Below are 19,783 nucleotides of genomic sequence, written 5' to 3' on the forward strand. Positions count from 1 at the left end.
CCGCATCATGGGCGCCAGCATCACCTCCGACGGCTACCACATGGTCGCCCCGGACCCCAACGGCGAACGCGCCGGCCTCGCCGAAGACGAAGCCGGTGCGGTCGCGGTCGAACGGGCGACAGGCCCCTACCGGGTCGTCGTTCTTGGTCGACATCACGATGCGCATCTGGGCGAACGCCGCTATCGCGACCGCCTCGATCCTGACCTCGACGCCACCGCAGATGGCGACGTCGGCCTCACCGAAGACGACGTTGCGCCAGGCCTGCGCCACCCCCTCGGAACCCGACGCGCACGCCGACACCGGCGTGATCACCCCGGCCCTGGCGTGCCGCTCCAGGCTCACCGCGACGGCCGCGCCGTCGGGCATGTACTTCGACACCGCCAGCGGCGAGACCCCCTTGATGCCACGGGCCCGCAGGTCGTCATAGCTGAACACGATCTGCTCGGCCGACCCCAGGCCGGTGCCGATGGACACCATCAGCCGGTTGGGATCGACCTCGGGTGAGCCGGCGTTCTCCCAGGCCCGCCGGCTCAGCACGGTCGACATCCGCTGCAGGTAGCCCATCCGGTGGCGTTCGGCGCGCGTCAGGCCGCCGTCGAATTCCTCCAGCAGGTGTCCGCCGATGCGCACCGGCAGGTCGAACTCCTCGACGAACGAATCCTCGAGTTTGCGGATACCGCTTTGGCTGTCCAGCAACAGCTTCCAGGTGCTCTCGGCGTCAGTAGCCAACGCGGTCGTCATGGCGACGCCAGTGACGACCACGTTCGGCAGCGTTTTCCCGGTAACCAGCTCCGTCATGACTCGCAAAACCTTTCACTTGATGAGAGCCGATGACGCTGGACGTCGAGCCCCACTCCCCACCAATTCGTCAAGTACGAACTTCCATTGTCCCAACATCAAAAACTTGGGGCAACGAGACACGGCGTAAGCCGGGATTCTTGACCGCAAAAGGCGCCATCAGCTGGTGGTTCTTCGTTTGACGGCCGCGTTGGCCCGGGCGGGATCCGCCCGCTATTGGGCGCGCACCGCCTGCGCCCGCGCCATCAGCCCGCCGCCGCCGGGCAGGGCGCCCACCACGGTGCGGGCCAGCCGGTCGCGGCCCCGGACGCCGTCTGTCCTGGCCCGTCCGGCGCGCAGATGCCGCCAGCCGAGCGCCGCCCAGGTCGCCGCGACGGCGGCGTCGGTGACCCCGCCGCGGGCGCGGCGGCGGTCGAGGACCGCCAGGCCGAGCGCGGTCGCCGAGTGCACGACGTCGACCCAGACCCCGGCCGCCAGCACCTCCGGGCCGGGGTTGACTCCCGACAGGGCCGCCTGGGTCAGATGGCGGGCGCCCAGGATCCGGGTGACGACGAGCGCCTTGCGGTCGACCTGCACCCCGTGGATGTGATCGAGCACCTCAGCGGGGGCGGCCAGCAGCACCGCACCCCATCCCGCCCGGATCAGTTCGATCGCGCGAATCTTCATCGGTCAACCCCCCAACTGCCGTGCGAACGGCCCCACCCGTTCGATGAACCGATCGAAGAACGCCGCCGCGTCGACGTCAATGCCGATCAGCGCGTTGGGTTCTCGACGATCCGACCAATCGGTCACCGTCATGGCGCGGGTCAGGGTCCCGGTCAGCTCGATGTCCACCGTCGCCGCACGCGTGCTGACCAGTTCGGGGTCCAGCGCGACGGCGGCGGCCAACGGGTCGTGCATGTGTGCCTGATACCCGTGGCCGAGTTCGTGATAGGCCTCCAGGTAGAACCGCGTCGCGTCCTCGATCACCCGGATCAGCGGGTTGGACGCGCCCGACCGGGTTCCGGGCTCGTCGCCTTCGCTCAGCCGCGTCGTCGTCGCCCCCGCGGCCGCGGCCAGCCGCGCGAGGTGATCCGGCGTCAACGCGACCTTGCGGGTCAGGTCGAGACCGCACAGGATCGGAAGCCGCTGTTGCCCAACGGTTTCGGGGCGCCACGCCGCCAGCACCTCGGCCGCCGCCTCGGGATCGACGCTGATGTTCCACTCGGCCACCGCCGTGGTGTTGCCCCGGTGGTCGTAGGACCCGCCCATGATCACCAGCCGGCGCAGCAGCGTCGGCAGCTCGGGTTCGGCGCGCAGCGCCAGCGCCAGGTTGGTCAAGGGGGCGGTCGCCACCCCGATGAGCTCACCGGGAAAGGCCCGCGCCGCGCGCACCCAGGCGCTCGCCGAGTCATAGTCGGTGAGCCGGCCCGAGCCCGCCGGCAGGTCGGCATAGCCCAATCCCCTGGGGCCGTGGACTTTTGACGGCAGCCGCATCGGGCCGGTCAGGGTCTGTGGCGAGCCCTTGGAAACCGGTATCCCGGTGCGTTGGCACAGCTGCAGCAGGCCGAGATTGTTTTCGCAAACCTGTTCCACCCCAACGTTTCCCCCGGTCGAGGCGATGCCGACCACTTCGGCCTCCGGGCTGGCGAACAGGTAGATCAGCGCCAGCGCATCGTCCACGCCGGTGTCGACGTCAACGAAAACGGGCGAGGTCATTGCTTCCAACATACCGGCGACTAGGCTGGCACAATGCCAACCACGTCGGAGCCCCCGGAGGGGACTGATTTAACGCCGCACTTCGACGATGTGCAGGCCCACTACGACCTGTCGGACGACTTCTTCCGGCTATTCCTCGATCCCACCCAGACGTACAGCTGCGCGTACTTCGAGCGCGACGACATGACGCTGGAAGAGGCCCAGATCGCCAAGATCGACCTCGCCCTCGGCAAACTCGGGTTGCAGCCGGGCATGACGTTGCTCGATGTGGGCTGCGGGTGGGGGGCCACCATGATGCGGGCGATGGAAAAGTACGACGTCAACGTCGTCGGCCTCACCCTGAGCCGCAACCAGGCCGACCACGTCGAACAGCTGATCGCGAAGTCCGAGAGCCCGCGGTCGGCCAGGATCCTGCTGCAGGGCTGGGAGCAGTTCGACGAGCCGGTCGACCGGATCGTCAGCATCGGCGCCTTCGAGCACTTCGGGCACGAACGCTACGACGCGTTCTTCACTCTGGCGCACGACCTGCTGCCCGACGACGGGATCATGCTGCTGCACACCATCACCGGGCTGCACCCGACGGAGATGGTCGAGCGCGGCATGCCGATCTCGTTCACGTTCGCCCGGTTCATCAAATTCATTGTCACCGAGATCTTCCCGGGCGGACGGCTGCCGTCGATCCCGATGGTGCAGGAGCGCGCCACCGCGAACGGCTTCACGGTGACTCGCGTGCAGTCGTTGCAGCCGCACTATGCCAAGACGCTCGACATCTGGGCCGCCGGGCTTGAGTCGCATAAGGACGAGGCCATCGCGCTGCAGTCCGAGGAGGTCTACGAGCGGTACATGAAGTACCTGACCGGTTGCGCCGACGCGTTCCGCGTCGGCTACATCGACGTCAACCAGTTCACGCTGCAGAAGTGATTACCAGTGCACGCCGGGCACCAGGCGGACCAGCCGCTTGACCGGACGCGGTGTGCGGATGCCGCGGGTGACGGCGCGCACCGGCCGGCTGGGCTTGCGCCGCGGGCCGCGCGCGGCGGGCGCCGGGGCCGGGTGGGCGGTCAGCCCGCGTGCCGCCGCCGAGTCGGGATAGCCCAGGTAGAGCTGGTGCAGGACCCGCCGCGACGTCCGCGGGGCGAAGTAGTTGCCGGCCTCGGCGAGCGTCCCCAGCGGGGTGTCGATGCGGGCCGGCTTTTCCACCAGCCCGCGCACCACCATCGCCGCCGCCCGCTCGGGGCTGATCGCCGGCACCGGGTTGAGCCGGTGCGACGGCACGATCATGGGCGTGCGCACCAACGGCATATGGATGTTGGTGAAGGTGATGTGGTCCGACAGCACCTCCGAACCCACCACGTCGGAGAACGCGTCCAGCGCCGCCTTGGACGGCAGGTACGAGCTGTACTTGGGATTGCGGGCCTGCACACCGGCGCTCGACACGTTGACGACGTGGCCGAATCGGCGCTCGCGCCAATGGGGTAGCAGCGCCAGCACCATCCGGACCGCGCCGAAGTAGTTGACCGCCATCACCCGCTCGTAGTCGTGTAGCCGGTCGGTCGAGTTGACCACCGAGCGGCGGATGGACCGGCCGGCGTTGTTCACCAGGTAGTCGACGTGGTCGAACCGGCCCAGGATGTCCTTGACGGTGTGTTCCACCGACGCCGAATCGGTGACATCACACGTAAAGGCATGGGCGGCACCACCATCGGCGCGGATCTCGGCGACCAGCGAATCCAGCGCCGGGCCGTTGCGGGCCAGCGCGAACACGGTGGCGCCCCGCTCGGCGATCGCGATGGCCGCCGCCCGGCCGATGCCACTGGACGCCCCGGTGATGATGACGTGGCGACCCTGCAACGGTCCCCGCGGATCGTCGCGGCGCGCCCGATACGGATCGAGGTGCTCCGCCCAGTACCGCCACAGCTTGGGCGCGTAGCCGGCGAACTCGGGAACAGTTATCCCGGTGTCCCGCAACGCATCTCGTGTCTTCTCGTTGACGAAGGTGGGCGCCAGGTCCACGACGTCGAGCACCTCGGCGGGGATGCCGAGCTGGGTGGCCGCCATGTTGCGCACCACCCGGGCGCGCCCGCGCACCTTGAGCACGGGGGCGGCCACCGCACGGGGCAGTGAACCGCGCAGCGGCGGCAGCCCGGCCGCCTTGGCCACGCCGCGGTAGATGCCACGCAGGCCGATGGTCTTCTCGGCGGTCAGGTGGAACGTCTGCTGATCGCGGCCGTCGGCGTGCATCAGCGCGACCAGCGCGTCGACGACGTAGTCCACCGGCACGATGTTGGTGCGGCCGGTGTCGGGCAGCAGGATCGGGGTCAGCTTGGGTAGGACCGCCAACTTGGCCAGCACGCCGAAGAAGTAGTACGGGCCGTCCACCTTGTCCATCTCGCCGGTGCGCGAATCGCCCACCACCACCGCGGGGCGGTAGATGCGATGACGCAGACCCGGCGCCGAGCGCACCAGCAGCTCGGCCTCGAACTTGGTCTGGTGATAGGGCGTCGGCAGCTGCTGGCCCACGTCGAAGTCGTCCTCGGTGTATTCGCCGGCGAAATCGCCCGCCACCGCGATCGACGACACGTGGTGCAACGTCGCGTCCAACCGCTGCGCCAGCGCGATCACCGCGCGGGTGCCCTCGACGTTGCTGGCCCGCTGTTCGGGTTCGCCGGCGGTGATGTCGTAGATCGCCGCACAGTGCACGACGTGATCGACCCGGCCCAGCTCGGCGAGCGCCTCGTCGCTCAGATCCAGTTCCGGCAGCGCACCGACCAGGGGTTTCACCCGTTCACCCCACGCCGCCGCGAGCCGCTCGAAACGGCCCAGCGACTGGCGTCGGACCAGCACCCACACCTGCGCCTCGGGCTCCGATTCCAGAAGGCGAGACACGACGCGGCGACCAATAAACCCGGTACCGCCGGTAACGACATACCGCATGAAGACATGGTGGCGGTGGCAGCCGCGCACGTCAACTGCCGATCTTGTGCGGTGGCGACTAGCTGGATGGTGGCGACCCGCTGCGCCCGGCTACGCCGCGCTTGCGATCGCCACTAGCTGTGGAAGTCGCGGATCCCGTCCCAGTCGACCAGCGTCCAGCCGGTCATCGGGTTCCCGCTGATCACCACCCGTCCCGTGTTCGGAATCGGGTGGCTGTCCATCAGGCTGTCCTTGGCGTTCTGGGCGTTCAGCAGCGTCCACACCATGATCGAGTTCCGGTGCGAGAACACCACCGGGTTGCGGTGCCCGCTGTTGTAGATCTTGTTGATCGCCGCGGTGAACTGGTCGTTGAACTCCTTGCCGCTGACCGAGCCGGGGATGCTGTCGGACACGTCGCCGTTGATCCAGTTCGCCGGCGCCAGCATGTACGTCGACTTGGCCATCGACTCGGGTTTGCCGTTGAACCAGCCGGCGTCGATCTCCTGGATGCCGGGTAGCACCTCCACCTGCTTGCCGAGTTCGGCGGCCAGCGGAGCGGCGGTCTGCTGCGTCCGGATCATGGTGGAGGCGTAGACGGCGTCGTAGTCCTTGCGGCCGAGTTGGTGCGCGACCTGTTCGGCCTGTCCCTTGCCCTCCGGGGTCAGGCCGGGGCCCGGCACCCCGGTGTCGATGACGCCGCTGGCGTTGGCCTCGGACTGGGCGTGCCGGATGAACGTCACCGTGATGGACCGCGCCTGCGGTGAGCCGCCGCAGCCGGCGACGATCATCGTGGCGGTGAGCGCGGCGAGCGCGACGCCGGCCTTGCGGATCATGCTGCGCTTGGGCATGTCGATAGCCTGCCCTGTCGACGGCTCCGCTGGGAAGGGTTTGCGTTGCTTTGTTACCGCGCGGCCCCGGGGAGAGGGCCTTGATCATGCCCTCGTTTCGCCGGATGCCAGAGTGGACCGAGGATCCCTACCCAACGATCAGGAGACTTCCATGGCGATTGATCCGAGTGCCGTCGGCGCGGTCACCGAACCCATGCAGTTCGAATGGACCGATCGGGACACGCTGCTCTACGCGCTCGGCGTCGGCGCCGGGGTCGACGACCTGGCATTCACCACCGAGAACAGCTACGACATCGACCAGCAGGTGCTGCCGACCTACGCGGTGATCTGCTGCCCGGCCTTCGGCGCGGCGGGCCTGGTCGGAAAGTTCAACTGGGCCATGCTGTTACACGGATCGCAGAGCATCCGGCTGCACGCGCCGCTGCCGCCCGCCGGAAAACTCTCGGTGGTGTCGGAGGTTGCCGACATCCAGGACAAGGGTGAGGGCAAGAACGCGATCCTGGTGCTGCGCGGCCGGGGTACCGAACCGGATTCCGGGAAGTTGATCGCCGAGACGCTCACCACCTTGGTCATCCGGGGCGAGGGCGGCTTCGGCGGCATGCCGGGTCAGCGACCGATCGCACCCGAATTCCCCGACCGCGAGCCGGACGCCCGGATCGCGCTGCCCACCCGCGAGGACCAGGCGCTGATCTACCGGCTCTCCGGGGACCGCAACCCGCTGCACAGCGACCCGTGGTTCGCGCGCGAGCTGGCCGGCTTCCCCAAGCCGATCCTGCACGGGCTGTGCACCTACGGGGTGTCGGGTCGCGCGCTGGTCGCCGAGCTCGGCGGCGGCGTCGCGGCCAACATCACCTCGATCGCCTCGCGCTTCACCTCGCCGGTGTTCCCCGGCGAGACGCTGACCACGCTGATCTGGCGCACCGAGCCGGGCAAGGCGGTGTTCCGCACCGAGGCCTCCGGAACCGACGGTGCCGACGCGCGGGTGGTGCTCGACGACGGCGCGGTGGAATACGCCGCGCCCTGATGGGGGCGACCGCCGCTAGCCGCTGAGCTGATCGGCCAGCCGGTCGGTGAACTCGGCGGCCCGCGCGGGACTGTCGAGCGCGAACAGCGCGGCGGTGGCGCGGTCGCCGTCGTCGCCGTGCCGCACCAGGATCGGCACGCCGTCCGCGCGCACCGCGTCGAACGCGTCCTCGTCGGTGATGTCGTCGCCGAGGTAGACCGGCGTGAGCGCACCGGAGCCGGCCCGGTGCAGGTGATCGATCACCCAGCGCAGCGTTTTGCCCTTGTCCCAGTCCAGGTCTGGCCGCAGCTCGATCACCTCGCGGCCGGTGGTGACCCGAAGCCCGTCGCGGCGGCCAGCGGCGCGCACCGCCGCCAGCACCTCGCCGACGCGGTCGCGGGCGGCGTTGCGGTAGTGCGCGGCGACCCCGAATCGCTTGTGCTCCACCACGACGCCGGCGATCCCGCCCAGCTCGTCGCGCAGCCGCCCGGCCGCCTCCTCGAGCACCGGGATGGCGGCGGCCGCGGCCTCGTTCTGGTGGTGGGTGCCGTCGGGGGCGGTCAGCTCGAAGCCGTGGCTGCCCGCATACCAGATGCCCGGCACGCCAACGCGTTTGGCCACGTCGGCCAGGTCGCGGCCGGACAGCACCGCGACCGGGCACCGCGCGGCCAGCTTCTCCAACGCCTCGGTGGCCCCGGCGACGGGCCGCGCCGCATCCGGGTCGTCGACGATGTCCGACAGCGTGCCGTCGAAGTCGAAGAACACGGCCGGGCGCCGGGAGGCCAGCCCATCGGCCAAGGCCCGCAACGCATCCGGCAGTTGCGACATCCGGCGGTCCCCGGTGCGCACGGTGACCTCGTCCAGGTCGGCGACCACCGCGTCGGCCCCGGCATCCTCCAGCGCGGCACCGGCGGCCGGGTCGAGGCCGATCACCAGCGCGAACCCGGCGGCGCGCGCGGCCTCGACGCCCGCGGCGTCCCCGGCGACCACCACGCAACGGCCGGGGCGCACCCGCAGCCGGTCGGCCGTCCGCGCCGGGCCGTCGGCGCTGACCGCGGCGCCCACCCCGATTTCGCGCAGTTGCGCGGCCAACGACGAGCCGAGCGCGCCCTCGGCGTCGAACAGCACCGCGTCATGGCGGCGCGGGTCGATGACGGCCCGCCCCAATTTGCCCATGACCAACCTTCTCACGGTGGCCGGCGCCCCCGGGGCCGGGTCAGGGCCGGGTCAGTGCCGGGCGCGCCCCGGCGCCGACGGATGCGTCGGCGGTACCGGGCCGGCGACCCGGCGCGGGGAACGCTTGCGGGTGAACAGCAGCACGGAATCGTCGCCGAGGGCCACCAGGCGCGCCATGCCCAGCTCGATGCCGGCGGCCAGCTGCTTGACGTCGAACGCGTCGCCGTGTTCGGCGGTGATCCCGAAGACCAGTTCGTCGCCGTAGCTCAGCACCGCGACGCCGGTGTGCAGCGCCGTGGCGGTCGGGGGGATCGGCAGCAGCCGTTCCAGCGTCTGGCCCATCACCCGAAGCCGGCGGCGCGGCCCGGGCACGTTGGTGGCCAGCGTGACGATGGCCCGCTGCGGCACGCGGGAGAGCAGCTGTAAGACATTGCTGCGCAACACCTTCGGCAGCAAGCCGAGCACCGACTCCGCAATGCCCAGGGGCTGGGCGGCCTGCTTCGCCTGCCACCGGGTGTGCACGGTCTGCAACCGCCGCACCGGGTCGTCGTGTTCGACCGGCAGGTGCGAGAGCATGGCCGAGCGGACCGGCAGCGGCACCAGGGCGCGCAGCGAGTCGGCCCGCGGTTGTTCGCCGCGGCCGATCAGCGCCGTGCGGAATCCTTCGGTGATGGCGGCCAGCGCGACGTCGTTGGCGCTCACCCCGAACTTGCGGCAGACGCTGTCGACGTCGGCGATCGGCACCCGCACGGTGCTGTAGCGCCGCAGCGTGCTCACCGCGTCGGTGCGCACGACCGGCCACAGCGCGTCGATTAGGGCGCCGGTCAGGTTGCCGGTGGCCAACGAGGCGCGCCACAGCGCGTCCGCCCAGCCCGGTTTGGCGGATGTGGATGGCGAAACCTGCTTGCCCGCGGCATTGTTGGCGAAGGTGTCGGCGTCGGCGTCGTCGCAGAGCCTGCTGATCAGCCGGGCGGCCGGGTTGCCGTCGAGCAGCCCGTGATGGGTTTTCATCAGGATCGCCCATCGGTTGCCCGTCAGGCCCTCGATGATCCAGCACTCCCACGGTGGCCGGTCGGAATCCAGCGGCCGTTCCAGCGCGTAGGCGATGGCCCGGGACAGCTCAGCCTCGTCGCCCGGGCGGGGAATCGCCACCCGGCGCAAGTGGTGGGCCAGGTCGAAGTCCGGGCAGTCGATCCACTCCTGATTGCGCGGTTGGGCCCGCAGCAGCTGAGTGCATCGCGCGATGGGCTGGATACGTTCCGCCAGAAGGCTTTTGAGCCGCTCGTAATCGGGCGCGGTGCCGTCGACGATGGCGACCGCCCCGACCGCCAGGCTGGCGTGCTGATCCGGATCGTGGGCCTGCAGGAATGCCGTGTCCAGTGTCTGCGCCATGCTGCCCCCGGCCGTGTCCGCTTTTTTGAACTTGTACCAGTATCTGTGGAGCTCGTGATCCGCGGTAGTGCCCGCAGCGTTAAGACCTTGTTTAGGAGTTGACGATCGGTTTAACAACGGTTGTACTGGGCCGAGGTTAAATCGAACACCAGTTCGATATACTCGCATCCGTGGGCTGGTTCAACGGGCCGCCGAGCTGGGCGGAAATGGAGCGGGTGCTCGACAGCAAGCCGCGCCATGCCGGGGAGTCGGCGGGCCCGGAATCCGACGGCCCGCTGTCGCGCCGGCGCGCGACGTATCGGCCGCCGGATGACGGCCGGGCGTCCCGCTCGTCCGTCGCCTATGCCGAACTGCATGCGCATTCGGCGTTCAGCTTCTTGGACGGGGCGAGCACGCCCGAGGAGCTGGTCGAGGAGGCGGCCCGGCTGGACCTGCGCGCCCTGGCGCTCACCGATCATGACGGCCTGTACGGGGCGGTGCGGTTCGCCGAAGCGGCGGCCGAGCTCGACATGCGCACCGTGTTCGGCGCCGAACTGTCGCTGGGCCCGGGCGCGCGCACCGAGGTGCCGGACCCGCCCGGCCCGCACCTGCTGGTGCTGGCCCGCGGTACGGAGGGTTACCGGAGGTTGTCGCGGCAACTGGCCGCGGCGCACCTGGCCGGCGGCGAGAAGGGCAAGCCCCGTTACGATTTCGACGCGCTGACCGAGGCCGCCGGCGGACACTGGCACATCCTGACGGGCTGTCGCAAAGGTCATGTGCGCCAAGCGTTTTCCGAGGGTGGCCCATCGGCGGCCGAACGGGCGCTGGCCGACCTGGTGGACCGCTTCGGTGCGCACCGGGTCAGCATCGAGCTCACCCATCACGGTCAACCGCTCGATGATGAACGCAACGCCGCGCTGGCCGCGCTGGCCCCACGCTTCGGGGTGGGCGTCGTCGCCACTACCGGCGCGCATTTCGCGGGGCCGTCGCGGCGCCGGCTGGCCATGGCGATGGGCGCCATCCGGGCGCGGGAGTCCCTGGATTCGGCCGCCGGGTGGCTGGCCCCGCTGGGCGGTTCGCACCTGCGCTCCGGGGAGGAGATGGCCCGGCTGTTCGCGCAGGTGCCCTTTGGGGGCACCGACGTGGTGACCGCGGCCGCCGAGCTGGGCGAGCAGTGCGCGTTCGGGCTGGCGCTCATCGCGCCGCAGCTGCCGCCGTTCGACGTGCCCGCCGGGCACACCGAGGACAGCTGGCTGCGGCAGCTGACCATGGCCGGGGCGCGCCGGCGCTATGGGTCGGCCGAGCAGGCGCCGCGCGCCTATGCCCAGATCGAGCACGAACTCAAAGTCATTGCCCACCTGACGTTTCCGGGTTACTTCCTGGTGGTGCACGACATCGCCCGGTTCTGCCGGGAGAACAACATCCTGTGCCAGGGGAGGGGATCGGCGGCCAACTCCGCGGTCTGTTACGCCCTCGGTGTCACCGCCGTCGACCCGGTGGCCAATGAGCTGCTGTTCGAGCGCTTCCTGTCGCCGGCCCGCGACGGGCCGCCCGACATCGACATGGACATCGAGTCCGACCAGCGCGAAAAGGTCATCCAGTACGTCTACGACAAATACGGCCGCGACTACGCCGCCCAGGTCGCCAACGTCATCACCTACCGGGGAAAGATCGCGGTGCGCGACATGGCCCGCGCCCTGGGCTTCTCGCAGGGCCAGCAGGACGCGTGGAGCAAGCAGATCAACCACTGGAACGGGCTCGCCGACGCACCCGATGTCGAGGGCATTCCCGAACCGGTGGTCGATCTGGCGAACCAGATCCGCAACCTGCCGCGGCACATGGGCATTCATTCCGGCGGCATGGTGATCTGCGACCGGCCGATCGCCGACGTGTGCCCGGTGGAGTGGGCGCGCATGGAGAACCGCAGCGTCCTGCAGTGGGACAAAGACGACTGTGCGGCAATCGGTTTGGTGAAGTTCGACCTGCTCGGGCTGGGGATGCTGTCGGCGCTGCACTATGCCATCGATCTGGTGGCCGAGCACAAGGGGATCGAGGTGGACCTGGCCCGCCTCGACCTGTCCGAGCCGGCGGTGTACGAGATGCTGGCCCGCGCCGATTCCGTCGGCGTGTTCCAGGTGGAGTCACGCGCGCAGATGGCCACCCTGCCGCGGCTGAAGCCGCGGGTGTTCTACGACCTGGTGGTGGAGGTCGCGCTGATCCGTCCCGGCCCCATCCAGGGCGGGTCGGTGCATCCCTACATCCGGCGGCGCAACGGGGAGGCGCCGGTGGTCTACGACCACCCGTCCATGGAGCCGGCGCTGCGAAAGACATTGGGAGTGCCGCTCTTTCAGGAACAGCTGATGCAGCTCGCGGTCGACTGCGCGGGTTTCTCGGCCGCCGAGGCCGATCAGCTGCGCCGCGCCATGGGGTCCAAGCGCTCGACCGAACGCATGCGACGGCTGCGCGGCCGGTTCTACGAGGGCATGCGCGCGCTGCACGGCGCCAGCGACGAGGTGATCGACCGCACCTACGAAAAGCTGGAGGCCTTCGCCAATTTCGGCTTCCCGGAAAGCCATGCGCTGAGCTTCGCGTCGCTGGTCTTCTACTCGTCGTGGTTCAAGCTGCACCACCCGGCGGCGTTCTGCGCGGCGCTGCTGCGCGCCCAGCCGATGGGGTTCTACTCGCCGCAGTCGCTGGTGGCCGATGCGCGCCGGCACGGCGTGACGGTGCACGGCGCGTGCGTCAACGCCAGCCTGGCGCACGCCACGCTGGAGAACGCCGGAACCGAGGTGCGGTTGGGGCTGGGCGCGGTCCGCCATATCGGTGACGACCTGGCCGAGCGGCTGGTCGAGGAGCGAAAAGCCAACGGCCCGTTCGCTTCCCTGCTGGACCTGACGGCACGGCTGCAGTTGAGCGTGCCGCAGACCGAGGCGCTGGCGACGGCCGGGGCTTTTGGTTGCTTCGGCATGTCCCGGCGCGAGGGGTTGTGGGCGGCCGGGGCGGCGGCCACCCAGCGGCCGGGCCGGTTGCCCGGGGTGGGATCGTCCTCGCACATCCCCGCGCTGCCCGGGATGAGCGAGCTGGAGCTGGCCGCCGCCGACGTGTGGGCCACCGGCGTCTCCCCGGACAGCTACCCGACGCAGTTCCTGCGGGCCGACCTGGACGCGATGGGGGTGGTGCCCGCCGAGAAGCTGGGCTCGGTGCCCGACGGCGACCGGGTGCTGATCGCCGGCGCGGTCACCCATCGGCAGCGGCCCGGCACGGCGCAGGGGGTCACGTTCATCAACCTCGAGGACGAGACCGGGATGGTCAACGTGCTCTGCGCCCCGTGGGTGTGGGCGCGGCATCGCAAGCTGGCGAACTCGGCGCCGGCGCTGCTGGTGCGCGGGCAGGTCCAGAACGCCAGCGGCGCGATCACCGTCGTCGCCGAGCGGCTGGGCCGCATCACCCTGGCGGTCGGCTCGCAATCCCGCGACTTTCGCTAGGAATCACCCTCGCCATCGCTTGGAATCGGCTGTAAATGACCCGTTGCGTGGAATCGGCAGTAACGATTCACCGTTGCTTTCAACATGAGATTCAAGGCTGCGGGCCATGGCGCCGCGATACTGAGTTGTGCTGCAGCGCTTGTCTTTTCTGCCCCGGTCGCCGGCGCCGACCCGCCCGGGCCGGCCGACCCGCACCAGCCGGACATCACGAAGGGCTTCTGCCCGGGCGATCGATGGGGTTACGGCAAGTTGGCCGTCTGTGATGGCGACAAGTATCCCGACGGGTCGTATTGGCACCAGTGGATGAAAACCTGGTTGACCGGACCTCAGTTCTATTACGACTGCGTCAGCGGCGACGAGCCTCTTCCGGCGCCGCCACCGCCCGGCGGCTGCGACGGGGCGATTCCGCGCGATGCGCCACCCCCACCCACAAACTGACCTCTCAGACGACGACTAACCGCCCGGCGTCGTCCAGACCCGGCTCGGGGTAATCGCCAGCCGGGTGCTGAATGCATCCATCGACATGCCCTCGTTCGACTCCAATTGCTCGGCAAGCTCACGGTATTTCGCCCAGTACGGTTCGTCGTCCCGGCAATTGACGTCGGTGGCATCGATGGTGGCCGTCCCGCCGATGACGATGATGCCGCCACCGCTTCCGTCCGAATCAAGGTTGAGGCTGACTTGGGGGTGCGCCTTGACGTGGGCGACCTTGGCGGCCTGCGGCAACGTGTACACCGTCAGCTTGGTGCCGTCGAAGTAGAACCAGACCAGCCGGGGAACCGGCTGACCCGATTTGGCGACGGTGGTCAGCCAGCCGAAGTTGTCTGACCGCAGCCTGTTGGAAACCTCTTGTGTCAGTTCGACGCTCATCAGCCGAATGTAACCTCCAAGCATGACCCTGAATCTGTCCGTCGACGAACTGCTCACCACCACCCGCTCGGTCCGCAAGCGTCTCGACTTCGACAAGCCGGTGGGCCGCGACGTGCTGACGGAATGCCTCGAACTGGCGCTGCAGGCGCCCACCGGTTCCAATTCGCAAGGCTGGCAATGGGTGTTCGTCGAGGACGCCGAGAAGAAGAAGGCGATCGCCGACGTCTACCTGGCCAACGCCCGCGGCTACCTCAGCGCCCCGGGGGCCGAATACCCCGAAGGCGACACGCGGGGCGAGCGGATGGGCGCGGTCCGCGATTCCGCGACCTACCTCGCCGAGCACATGCACGAGGCACCGGTCCTGCTGATCCCGTGCCTGGAGGGCCGCCCGGACAAGTCGCCGCTGGGCGGGGTGTCGTTCTGGGCGTCGCTGTTCCCGGCGGTCTGGAGCTTCTGCCTGGCGCTGCGCTCGCGGGGACTGGGGTCGTGCTGGACGACGCTGCACCTGCTGGGCGACGGCGAGCAACGGGTCGCCGACGTCCTGGGCATCCCGAACGACCGCTACAGCCAGGGCGGGCTGTTCCCGATCGCCTACACCAAGGGCACCGATTTCCGCCCGGCCAAGCGGCTGCCCGCCGACCAGGTCACGCACTGGGACGCGTGGTGACCAGCGGCCAGACTTCGACCACCCCGTGCGCGACCGCGCAGGGCGTCTGACTCACCCGCTCGATCGCCGCCTCGAGGTCATCGGCCTCGAACACGGCGAACCCCGCGATCGGCAGCTCTGAACTCATAAACGACCCGGCCTCGACCCGCAGTCCGGCGCTGTCTGGGTTGCGCACGGCAACGGGTTCTCCGGCAATCCCGACAAGTGCGCCGGCCGCACGCAGTTCGTCGTCGCGCGTGTGCGCGGCACGCTTGCAGTCGTCGCTCGCCCGACGGTAGCCGGCTTCGTCTCCGTAACCGATCGTGATGAAGGTAGCCATATCACTGCTGACTCGCGCGGAGCCCAGTACTCATCGGGCCCCGGCGTAGCCGTGTTGCCGCCAGGCTTCGTAGACGGCGATCGCCGCGGCGTTGGACAGGTTCAGCGAGCGCCGGCCCGCCAGCATCGGGATGCGCACCTGCCCGGTGATGTGCGGGTCGGCCAGCGTCGCGGCGTCCAGCCCGGTGGGTTCGGGACCGAACATCAACACGTCGCCGGCCCGGTAGCGCACGTCGGCGAACGAGGTGGGCGCGTGCGCGGTGAAGGCGAACACCCGCTGCGGTGACAGCGCCGCCCAGGCATCCGCCAGCGACGCGTGCACCGTGACCGACGCCAGGTCGTGGTAGTCCAGCCCGGCCCGCCGCAGCTTGGGTTCGGACAGGTCGAACCCCATCGGCTCGACCAGATGCAATTCGCAGCCCGTCGCCGCCGCCGTCCGGATGGCGTTGCCGGTATTGGGCGGGATCCGCGGCGCCAGAAACATCAGCTTGAACACAACGGGGATAATGGTCGCATGGTCGAGCAGAGCATCTGGATGCAGAAGGTCGCTGCCGATCCCGGCCATTCGCAGTGGTACATCGAACGTTTCCGCGCGATGACCCGCGCCGGCGACGACCTGGCCGGCGAGGCCCGCTTCGTGGACGCGATGGCGCCGCGCGGCGCCCACATCCTGGACGCCGGCTGCGGGCCCGGCCGGCTGGGCGGATATCTGGCCACGGTCGGCCACCGGGTGGTCGGTGTGGACGTCGACCCGGCGCTGATCGAGGCTGCCGAACAGGACTACCCCGGGCCGCGCTGGCTGGTCGGCGACCTGGCCGAGCTGGACCTGCCGTTGCGCGGCATCGCCGAACCGTTTGACGTCATCGTCTCCGCCGGCAATGTCATGGCGTTCCTGGCGCCCAGCACCCGCATCCAGGTGCTGAGCCGGCTGCGCGCCCACGTCGCCGACGACGGCCGCGCCGCGATCGGCTTCGGCGCCGGCCGCGACTACGAGTTCGACGTGTTCCTCAACGACGCGGTCGACGCGGGCTTCGCGCCCGATCTGCTGCTGTCCACCTGGGATATGCGGCCGTTGCGCGACGACTCCGATTTCCTGGTCGCGCTGCTTCGTCCCGCCTAGGATTGCGCGCTCGGCGGTGTTTGCCAGGGGTGGCCGCGCGGGCGCGGCGCCACCTTGGAGGGACCTGTCTGCTCAGTAACGATTCTGGTGGCCCGCGCCGCGGGCTGTCATACTCGTCGGATTGCCACACCTACACGCACACGCCTATCTGGCGCGGGGCGGGCGAAATAAAGCAGGAAGTTTCATGAGCCTCTCGTTTCTTTCAGCGCTCAGCGTCAGCGCAGCGGCCGGTCGTGCGGCCGCGATGACATGACCATGTTCACCCGCCCGACCAACCCGGCCGAGGCGGAAGTCGCCCAGCCCGCGCCGGTGGGCGGGGCGGACGCGGCGCCGGCCAAGCGCCCGCCGTCCTGGTCGCTGACCAACTGGCCGGTCGGCTGGAAGGTGCTGGCGATCGTGCTGGTCCCGCTGGCATTGGCGACGGTCTTCGGGGTGCTGCGCATCAATGCCGCCATGGCCAACGCGGCCGGCCTGCGGCTGGCCGCCACCCGCGCCGACGTCGTCCCGGTCATCACCAAATACATGTCCGCGCTCGACGTCGCGCTGCTGGCCGGCTCCACCGGGCGCGACGTCGACGGCGCCAAGAAGAACTACGAGGCGCGCAAGGGCGAACTGCAATCCAGGCTGGACGACACCGACGTCAACTCCGACGTCCGTTCCGGGGTGACCAACCTGCTCGACGGCGGGCAGATGCTGGTCAACAAGGCGGCCGACCCCGCCCTCGGTTTGCGGGAGCGGGTCACCCTCTACGCGCCGATCCTGTTGACCGCCGAGGACGTCATCAACGCCTCGGTGCGCGTCGACGACGAGAAGATCCGCGCCCAGGCGCAGGGCCTGAGCCGGGCGGTGGGCGCCCGCGGCCAGATGACGATGCAGAAAATCCTGGTCACCCGCGGGGCCGAACTGCCCGAGCCGCAGCTGCGGACCTCGATGACCACCCTGGCGGGCACCGAACCCTCGACCCTGTTCGGGATGAGCGAGGTGCTGGGGGCCGGGTCGCCGGAGGCCAAGACCCTGCAACAGCAGATGGTGAGCCGGATGGCGATCATGTCCGATCCGGCCAGCGTGCTGGTCGACAACGCCGACCTGCTGCGTTCGATCCAGACCACCGACGACATCGCCGACCAGGTCATCAAGAACGCGACCGCGTCGGTGACCAAGTCGGTGCACGCCCAGGCCGCCGAGCGCCGCTCGGCCGCGATCACCGACACCGTCCTGGTGCTGGCCGCGATCGTGATCGCGTTGGCGGTCGTGTTGCTGGTCGCGCGGGCGCTGGTGCGGCCGCTGCGCATCCTGCGCGACGGCGCGCTCAAAGTCGCCCACACCGATCTCGAGGAGGAGATCGCCCGGTTGAAAGCCGGTGGGCCCGAACCGATTCCGACCCCGCTACCGGTCTACACCACCGAGGAGATCGGCCAGGTCGCGCACGCGGTCGACGAGCTGCACACCCAGGCCCTGCTGCTGGCCGGTGACGAGGCGCGGTTGCGGCTGCTGGTCAACGACATGTTCGAGACCATGTCGCGGCGCAGCCGCTCGCTGGTGGACCAGCAGCTGGCGCTCATCGACCGGCTGGAACGCAACGAGGACAACCCCGACCGCCTGGACAGCCTGTTCCGCCTCGACCATCTGGCGGCGCGGCTGCGCCGCAACAGCGCCAACTTGCTGGTGCTGGCCGGCGCGCAGCTGGCCCGCGACCAGCGCGACCCGGTGCCGCTGGCCACGGTGATCAACGCGGCGGTCTCCGAGGTCGAGGATTACCGCCGCGTCGAAGTCGCCGGGCTGCCCGAGTGCTCGCTGATCGGCGCGGCCGCCGGCGGCGCCATCCACCTGTTCGCCGAGCTGATCGACAACGCGCTGCGTTACTCGCCGCCGACCAGCTCGGCGCGGATCTCGGCCTCGCGCGGCGGCTCGGATCCGCAAGGCGGCGTCGTGGTGCGGATCGCCGACTCCGGTCTGGGGATGAACGACACCGACCGGCGGATGGCCAACATGCGGCTGCAGGCCGGGGGCGACGTCAGCCCCGACAACGCCCGGCACATGGGTCTGTTCGTGGTCGGCCGGATCGCGGCCCGGCACGGCATCCGGGTCGGCCTGCGCGGCCCGGCGGCCAACGAGTCGGGCTCCGGCACCACCGCCGAGATCTACCTGCCGCCGACGGTGCTGGCCGGGTCGGCCGTCGCCGAGTCGGCCGCGCCGCGCCACATCCGGGCGGTCTCCTCGCCGAGCGCCAAGCTGGCCAGCGCGACCGCCGCGCCCGCCGACGACGCCGGGCGGCCCGACGGCTCCCTCGAGCCGGCGGCGCGCAGCGCCCCGGACGCGTCCGGGCCGTCGGTCACGTTGCTGCCGCGCCGCAACCCGGGTTCCAGCGGCATCACCGAAGTCCCCGCGCCGCCCGCCGAGCAGCTGCCCCGCCGCCAGCGCCGCGAGCTGGCGACCCCCTGGTGGGAGAGTGCCCCCAAGGCGGCGCCCGCGCCGGAGCCCAAGCCCACCCCCGAGCCCCAGCCCGCATCGGCGCCCCAGCCGACACCGGCGCCCGAACCCGCGCCGGCCCGGGCGGCGTCGGACACCTCGGCCTTCTTCGCGGCCCGGTCCCGGGAGGCCGACGGCCGCACGCAGCCCCGGCAGGACCAGCCGGCGCGGCCCGCCCCGGGCGCGTCCATCCCGTCGGCGCCGAAAACGTCGGCGACCCCGGCCGACGACGACGTCATCTACCGGCGGATGCTCTCGGAGATGCTGGGCGACCCGCACGACCTGGTCAACAGCCCCGACCTGGATTGGCAGTCGGTCTGGGACCGGGGCTGGACACTGGCGGCGGCGGCCGAGGACAAGCCCGTCGAAGCGCACACCACCGACCACGGCCTGCCGGTGCGCACCCCGGGCGCCCGGCTGGTGCCCGGCGGCGCCAACGGCGGCGCAGCGGGCGAACCGGCCGAGCCCGACCAGCAGCGCAGCGGCCTATCCCCGTCGCACCGGGAGCCCCAGCACGCGGCCGTCACCCGCGACCCCGAGGCGGTTCGCGCCTCGTTCAGTAACCATTTCGACGGCGTGCGCACCGGACGCTCGCACGCCCGCGACACCGATCAAGGATCCGACCAATAATGAGTTCCCCCGACAAATTCGACAGCGGGTCCCTGGACTGGCTGGTGACCAGGTTCGCCCGCGAGGTCCCCGGCGTCGCCCACGCGCTGCTGGTGTCGGTCGACGGGCTGCCCATCGCCGCCAGCGAGCACCTGCCGCGGGAACGCGCCGACCAGCTGGCCGCGGTGGCCTCCGGGCTGGCCAGCCTCGCCACCGGTGCCGCGCAGCTGTTCGACGGCGGCCAGGTGCTGCAGTCGGTGGTCGAGATGCAGAACGGCTACCTGTTGCTGATGCGGGTCGGGGACGGCTCGCACCTGGCGACGCTGGCCGTGACGTCGTGCGACATCGGTCAGATCGGCTACGAGATGGCCCTCCTCGTCGAACGGGTGGGCGGCGTGGTGCAGTCGACCCGCCGGTCCAGCGTCTCGTGACCCGCG

The 19,783-nt window shown here is 70.2% G+C and carries 18 protein-coding genes; 8 read left to right on the forward strand and 10 right to left on the reverse strand.

Translation table 11 applies throughout. The features are described from left to right. The 3 genes from A5622_RS24665 to A5622_RS24675 form a co-directional block, all read right to left on the reverse strand. Positions 1 to 799, reverse strand: a 799-nt coding sequence (locus tag A5622_RS24665) for a beta-ketoacyl synthase N-terminal-like domain-containing protein (protein ID WP_369829254.1), incomplete at its 3' end; no start/stop codon positions are given. A 213-nt stretch (positions 800 to 1,012) separates the two neighbouring features. Next, the gene (locus A5622_RS24670) at positions 1,013 to 1,465 is read right to left on the reverse strand and encodes a hypothetical protein (protein ID WP_066872135.1); all 453 of its coding nucleotides are present in this window, start codon (positions 1,463 to 1,465) and stop codon (positions 1,013 to 1,015) included. Between the two features lie 3 nt (positions 1,466 to 1,468). After that, positions 1,469 to 2,497, reverse strand: a complete 1,029-nt coding sequence (locus A5622_RS24675) for a nucleoside hydrolase (protein WP_066881791.1) — start codon at positions 2,495 to 2,497, stop codon at positions 1,469 to 1,471. A gap of 33 nt (positions 2,498 to 2,530) precedes the next feature. Between A5622_RS24675 and cmaA1 the strand changes: the two genes are divergently transcribed. Continuing rightward, positions 2,531 to 3,418: a cyclopropane mycolic acid synthase CmaA1 gene (cmaA1, locus tag A5622_RS24680; RefSeq protein WP_066872141.1), complete on the forward strand. Its 888-nt coding sequence runs from the start codon at positions 2,531 to 2,533 to the stop codon at positions 3,416 to 3,418. On the opposite strand, the gene A5622_RS24685 is transcribed toward cmaA1, so the two are convergent. Further along, positions 3,419 to 5,431 carry an SDR family oxidoreductase gene (locus A5622_RS24685; RefSeq protein WP_066881793.1) on the reverse strand — a complete coding sequence of 671 codons (2,013 nt, stop codon included), beginning with the start codon at positions 5,429 to 5,431 and terminating at the stop codon, positions 3,419 to 3,421. Between the two features lie 113 nt (positions 5,432 to 5,544). Further along, positions 5,545 to 6,258: a histidine phosphatase family protein gene (locus A5622_RS24690; RefSeq protein WP_066872147.1), complete on the reverse strand. Its 714-nt coding sequence runs from the start codon at positions 6,256 to 6,258 to the stop codon at positions 5,545 to 5,547. A gap of 151 nt (positions 6,259 to 6,409) precedes the next feature. On the opposite strand from A5622_RS24690, the gene A5622_RS24695 reads away from it, so the two are divergent. After that, positions 6,410 to 7,282, forward strand: a complete 873-nt coding sequence (locus A5622_RS24695; RefSeq protein WP_066881795.1) for a MaoC family dehydratase — start codon at positions 6,410 to 6,412, stop codon at positions 7,280 to 7,282. Positions 7,283 to 7,297: 15 nt separating this feature from the next. Here A5622_RS24695 and otsB read toward each other — a convergent pair whose 3' ends face one another. After that, a complete protein-coding gene (gene otsB / locus A5622_RS24700; protein WP_066881797.1) occupies positions 7,298 to 8,437 on the reverse strand; it encodes a trehalose-phosphatase in 1,140 nt (379 codons plus the stop codon). A 51-nt stretch (positions 8,438 to 8,488) separates the two neighbouring features. Continuing rightward, positions 8,489 to 9,829 (reverse strand): wax ester/triacylglycerol synthase domain-containing protein, encoded by a 1,341-nt coding sequence (locus A5622_RS24705; RefSeq protein WP_066881799.1) that lies wholly within the window; start codon positions 9,827 to 9,829, stop codon positions 8,489 to 8,491. A 170-nt stretch (positions 9,830 to 9,999) separates the two neighbouring features. Here A5622_RS24705 and A5622_RS24710 point away from each other — a divergent pair, with 170 nt between their 5' ends. Further along, a complete protein-coding gene (locus A5622_RS24710; RefSeq protein ID WP_066881801.1) occupies positions 10,000 to 13,293 on the forward strand; it encodes an error-prone DNA polymerase in 3,294 nt (1,097 codons plus the stop codon). Positions 13,294 to 13,377: 84 nt separating this feature from the next. Continuing rightward, positions 13,378 to 13,731 (forward strand): hypothetical protein, encoded by a 354-nt coding sequence (locus A5622_RS28685; protein ID WP_066872160.1) that lies wholly within the window; start codon positions 13,378 to 13,380, stop codon positions 13,729 to 13,731. A 15-nt stretch (positions 13,732 to 13,746) separates the two neighbouring features. Here A5622_RS28685 and A5622_RS24715 read toward each other — a convergent pair whose 3' ends face one another. Then, complete coding sequence (locus A5622_RS24715; protein ID WP_066881821.1) at positions 13,747 to 14,163, reverse strand: TIGR03667 family PPOX class F420-dependent oxidoreductase; 417 nt, start codon at positions 14,161 to 14,163, stop codon at positions 13,747 to 13,749. A gap of 22 nt (positions 14,164 to 14,185) precedes the next feature. Between A5622_RS24715 and A5622_RS24720 the strand changes: the two genes are divergently transcribed. Beyond that, the gene (locus tag A5622_RS24720; RefSeq protein ID WP_066881803.1) at positions 14,186 to 14,830 is read left to right on the forward strand and encodes a nitroreductase family protein; all 645 of its coding nucleotides are present in this window, start codon (positions 14,186 to 14,188) and stop codon (positions 14,828 to 14,830) included. Here the strand turns inward: A5622_RS24720 and A5622_RS24725 are convergent. After that, on the reverse strand, positions 14,808 to 15,149 hold the full coding sequence (locus A5622_RS24725; RefSeq protein ID WP_066872171.1) for a YciI family protein: 342 nt from the start codon (positions 15,147 to 15,149) through the stop codon (positions 14,808 to 14,810). The two genes, A5622_RS24720 and A5622_RS24725, sit on opposite strands and share 23 nt — an antisense overlap. A 30-nt stretch (positions 15,150 to 15,179) precedes the next feature. Continuing rightward, a complete protein-coding gene (locus A5622_RS24730) occupies positions 15,180 to 15,644 on the reverse strand; it encodes a tRNA (cytidine(34)-2'-O)-methyltransferase (RefSeq protein WP_066872174.1) in 465 nt (154 codons plus the stop codon). An 18-nt stretch (positions 15,645 to 15,662) separates the two neighbouring features. Between A5622_RS24730 and A5622_RS24735 the strand changes: the two genes are divergently transcribed. The 3 genes from A5622_RS24735 to A5622_RS24745 all read left to right on the forward strand — a co-directional run bounded on the left by A5622_RS24735 (position 15,663) and on the right by A5622_RS24745 (position 19,777). After that, complete coding sequence (locus A5622_RS24735; RefSeq protein WP_066872176.1) at positions 15,663 to 16,268, forward strand: bifunctional 2-polyprenyl-6-hydroxyphenol methylase/3-demethylubiquinol 3-O-methyltransferase UbiG; 606 nt, start codon at positions 15,663 to 15,665, stop codon at positions 16,266 to 16,268. A gap of 249 nt (positions 16,269 to 16,517) precedes the next feature. Continuing rightward, complete coding sequence (locus A5622_RS24740; RefSeq protein WP_066881805.1) at positions 16,518 to 19,367, forward strand: ATP-binding protein; 2,850 nt, start codon at positions 16,518 to 16,520, stop codon at positions 19,365 to 19,367. Continuing rightward, entirely contained in the window at positions 19,367 to 19,777 is a 411-nt protein-coding gene (locus A5622_RS24745) for a roadblock/LC7 domain-containing protein (RefSeq protein WP_066881809.1), read from the forward strand. Before A5622_RS24740 ends, A5622_RS24745 begins: the two co-directional genes overlap by 1 nt. Positions 19,778 to 19,783: the final 6 nt, after the last annotated feature.

This window comes from Mycobacterium sp. 1245801.1, from assembly GCF_001673055.1.
Lineage (GTDB): Bacteria > Actinomycetota > Actinomycetes > Mycobacteriales > Mycobacteriaceae > Mycobacterium > Mycobacterium europaeum_A.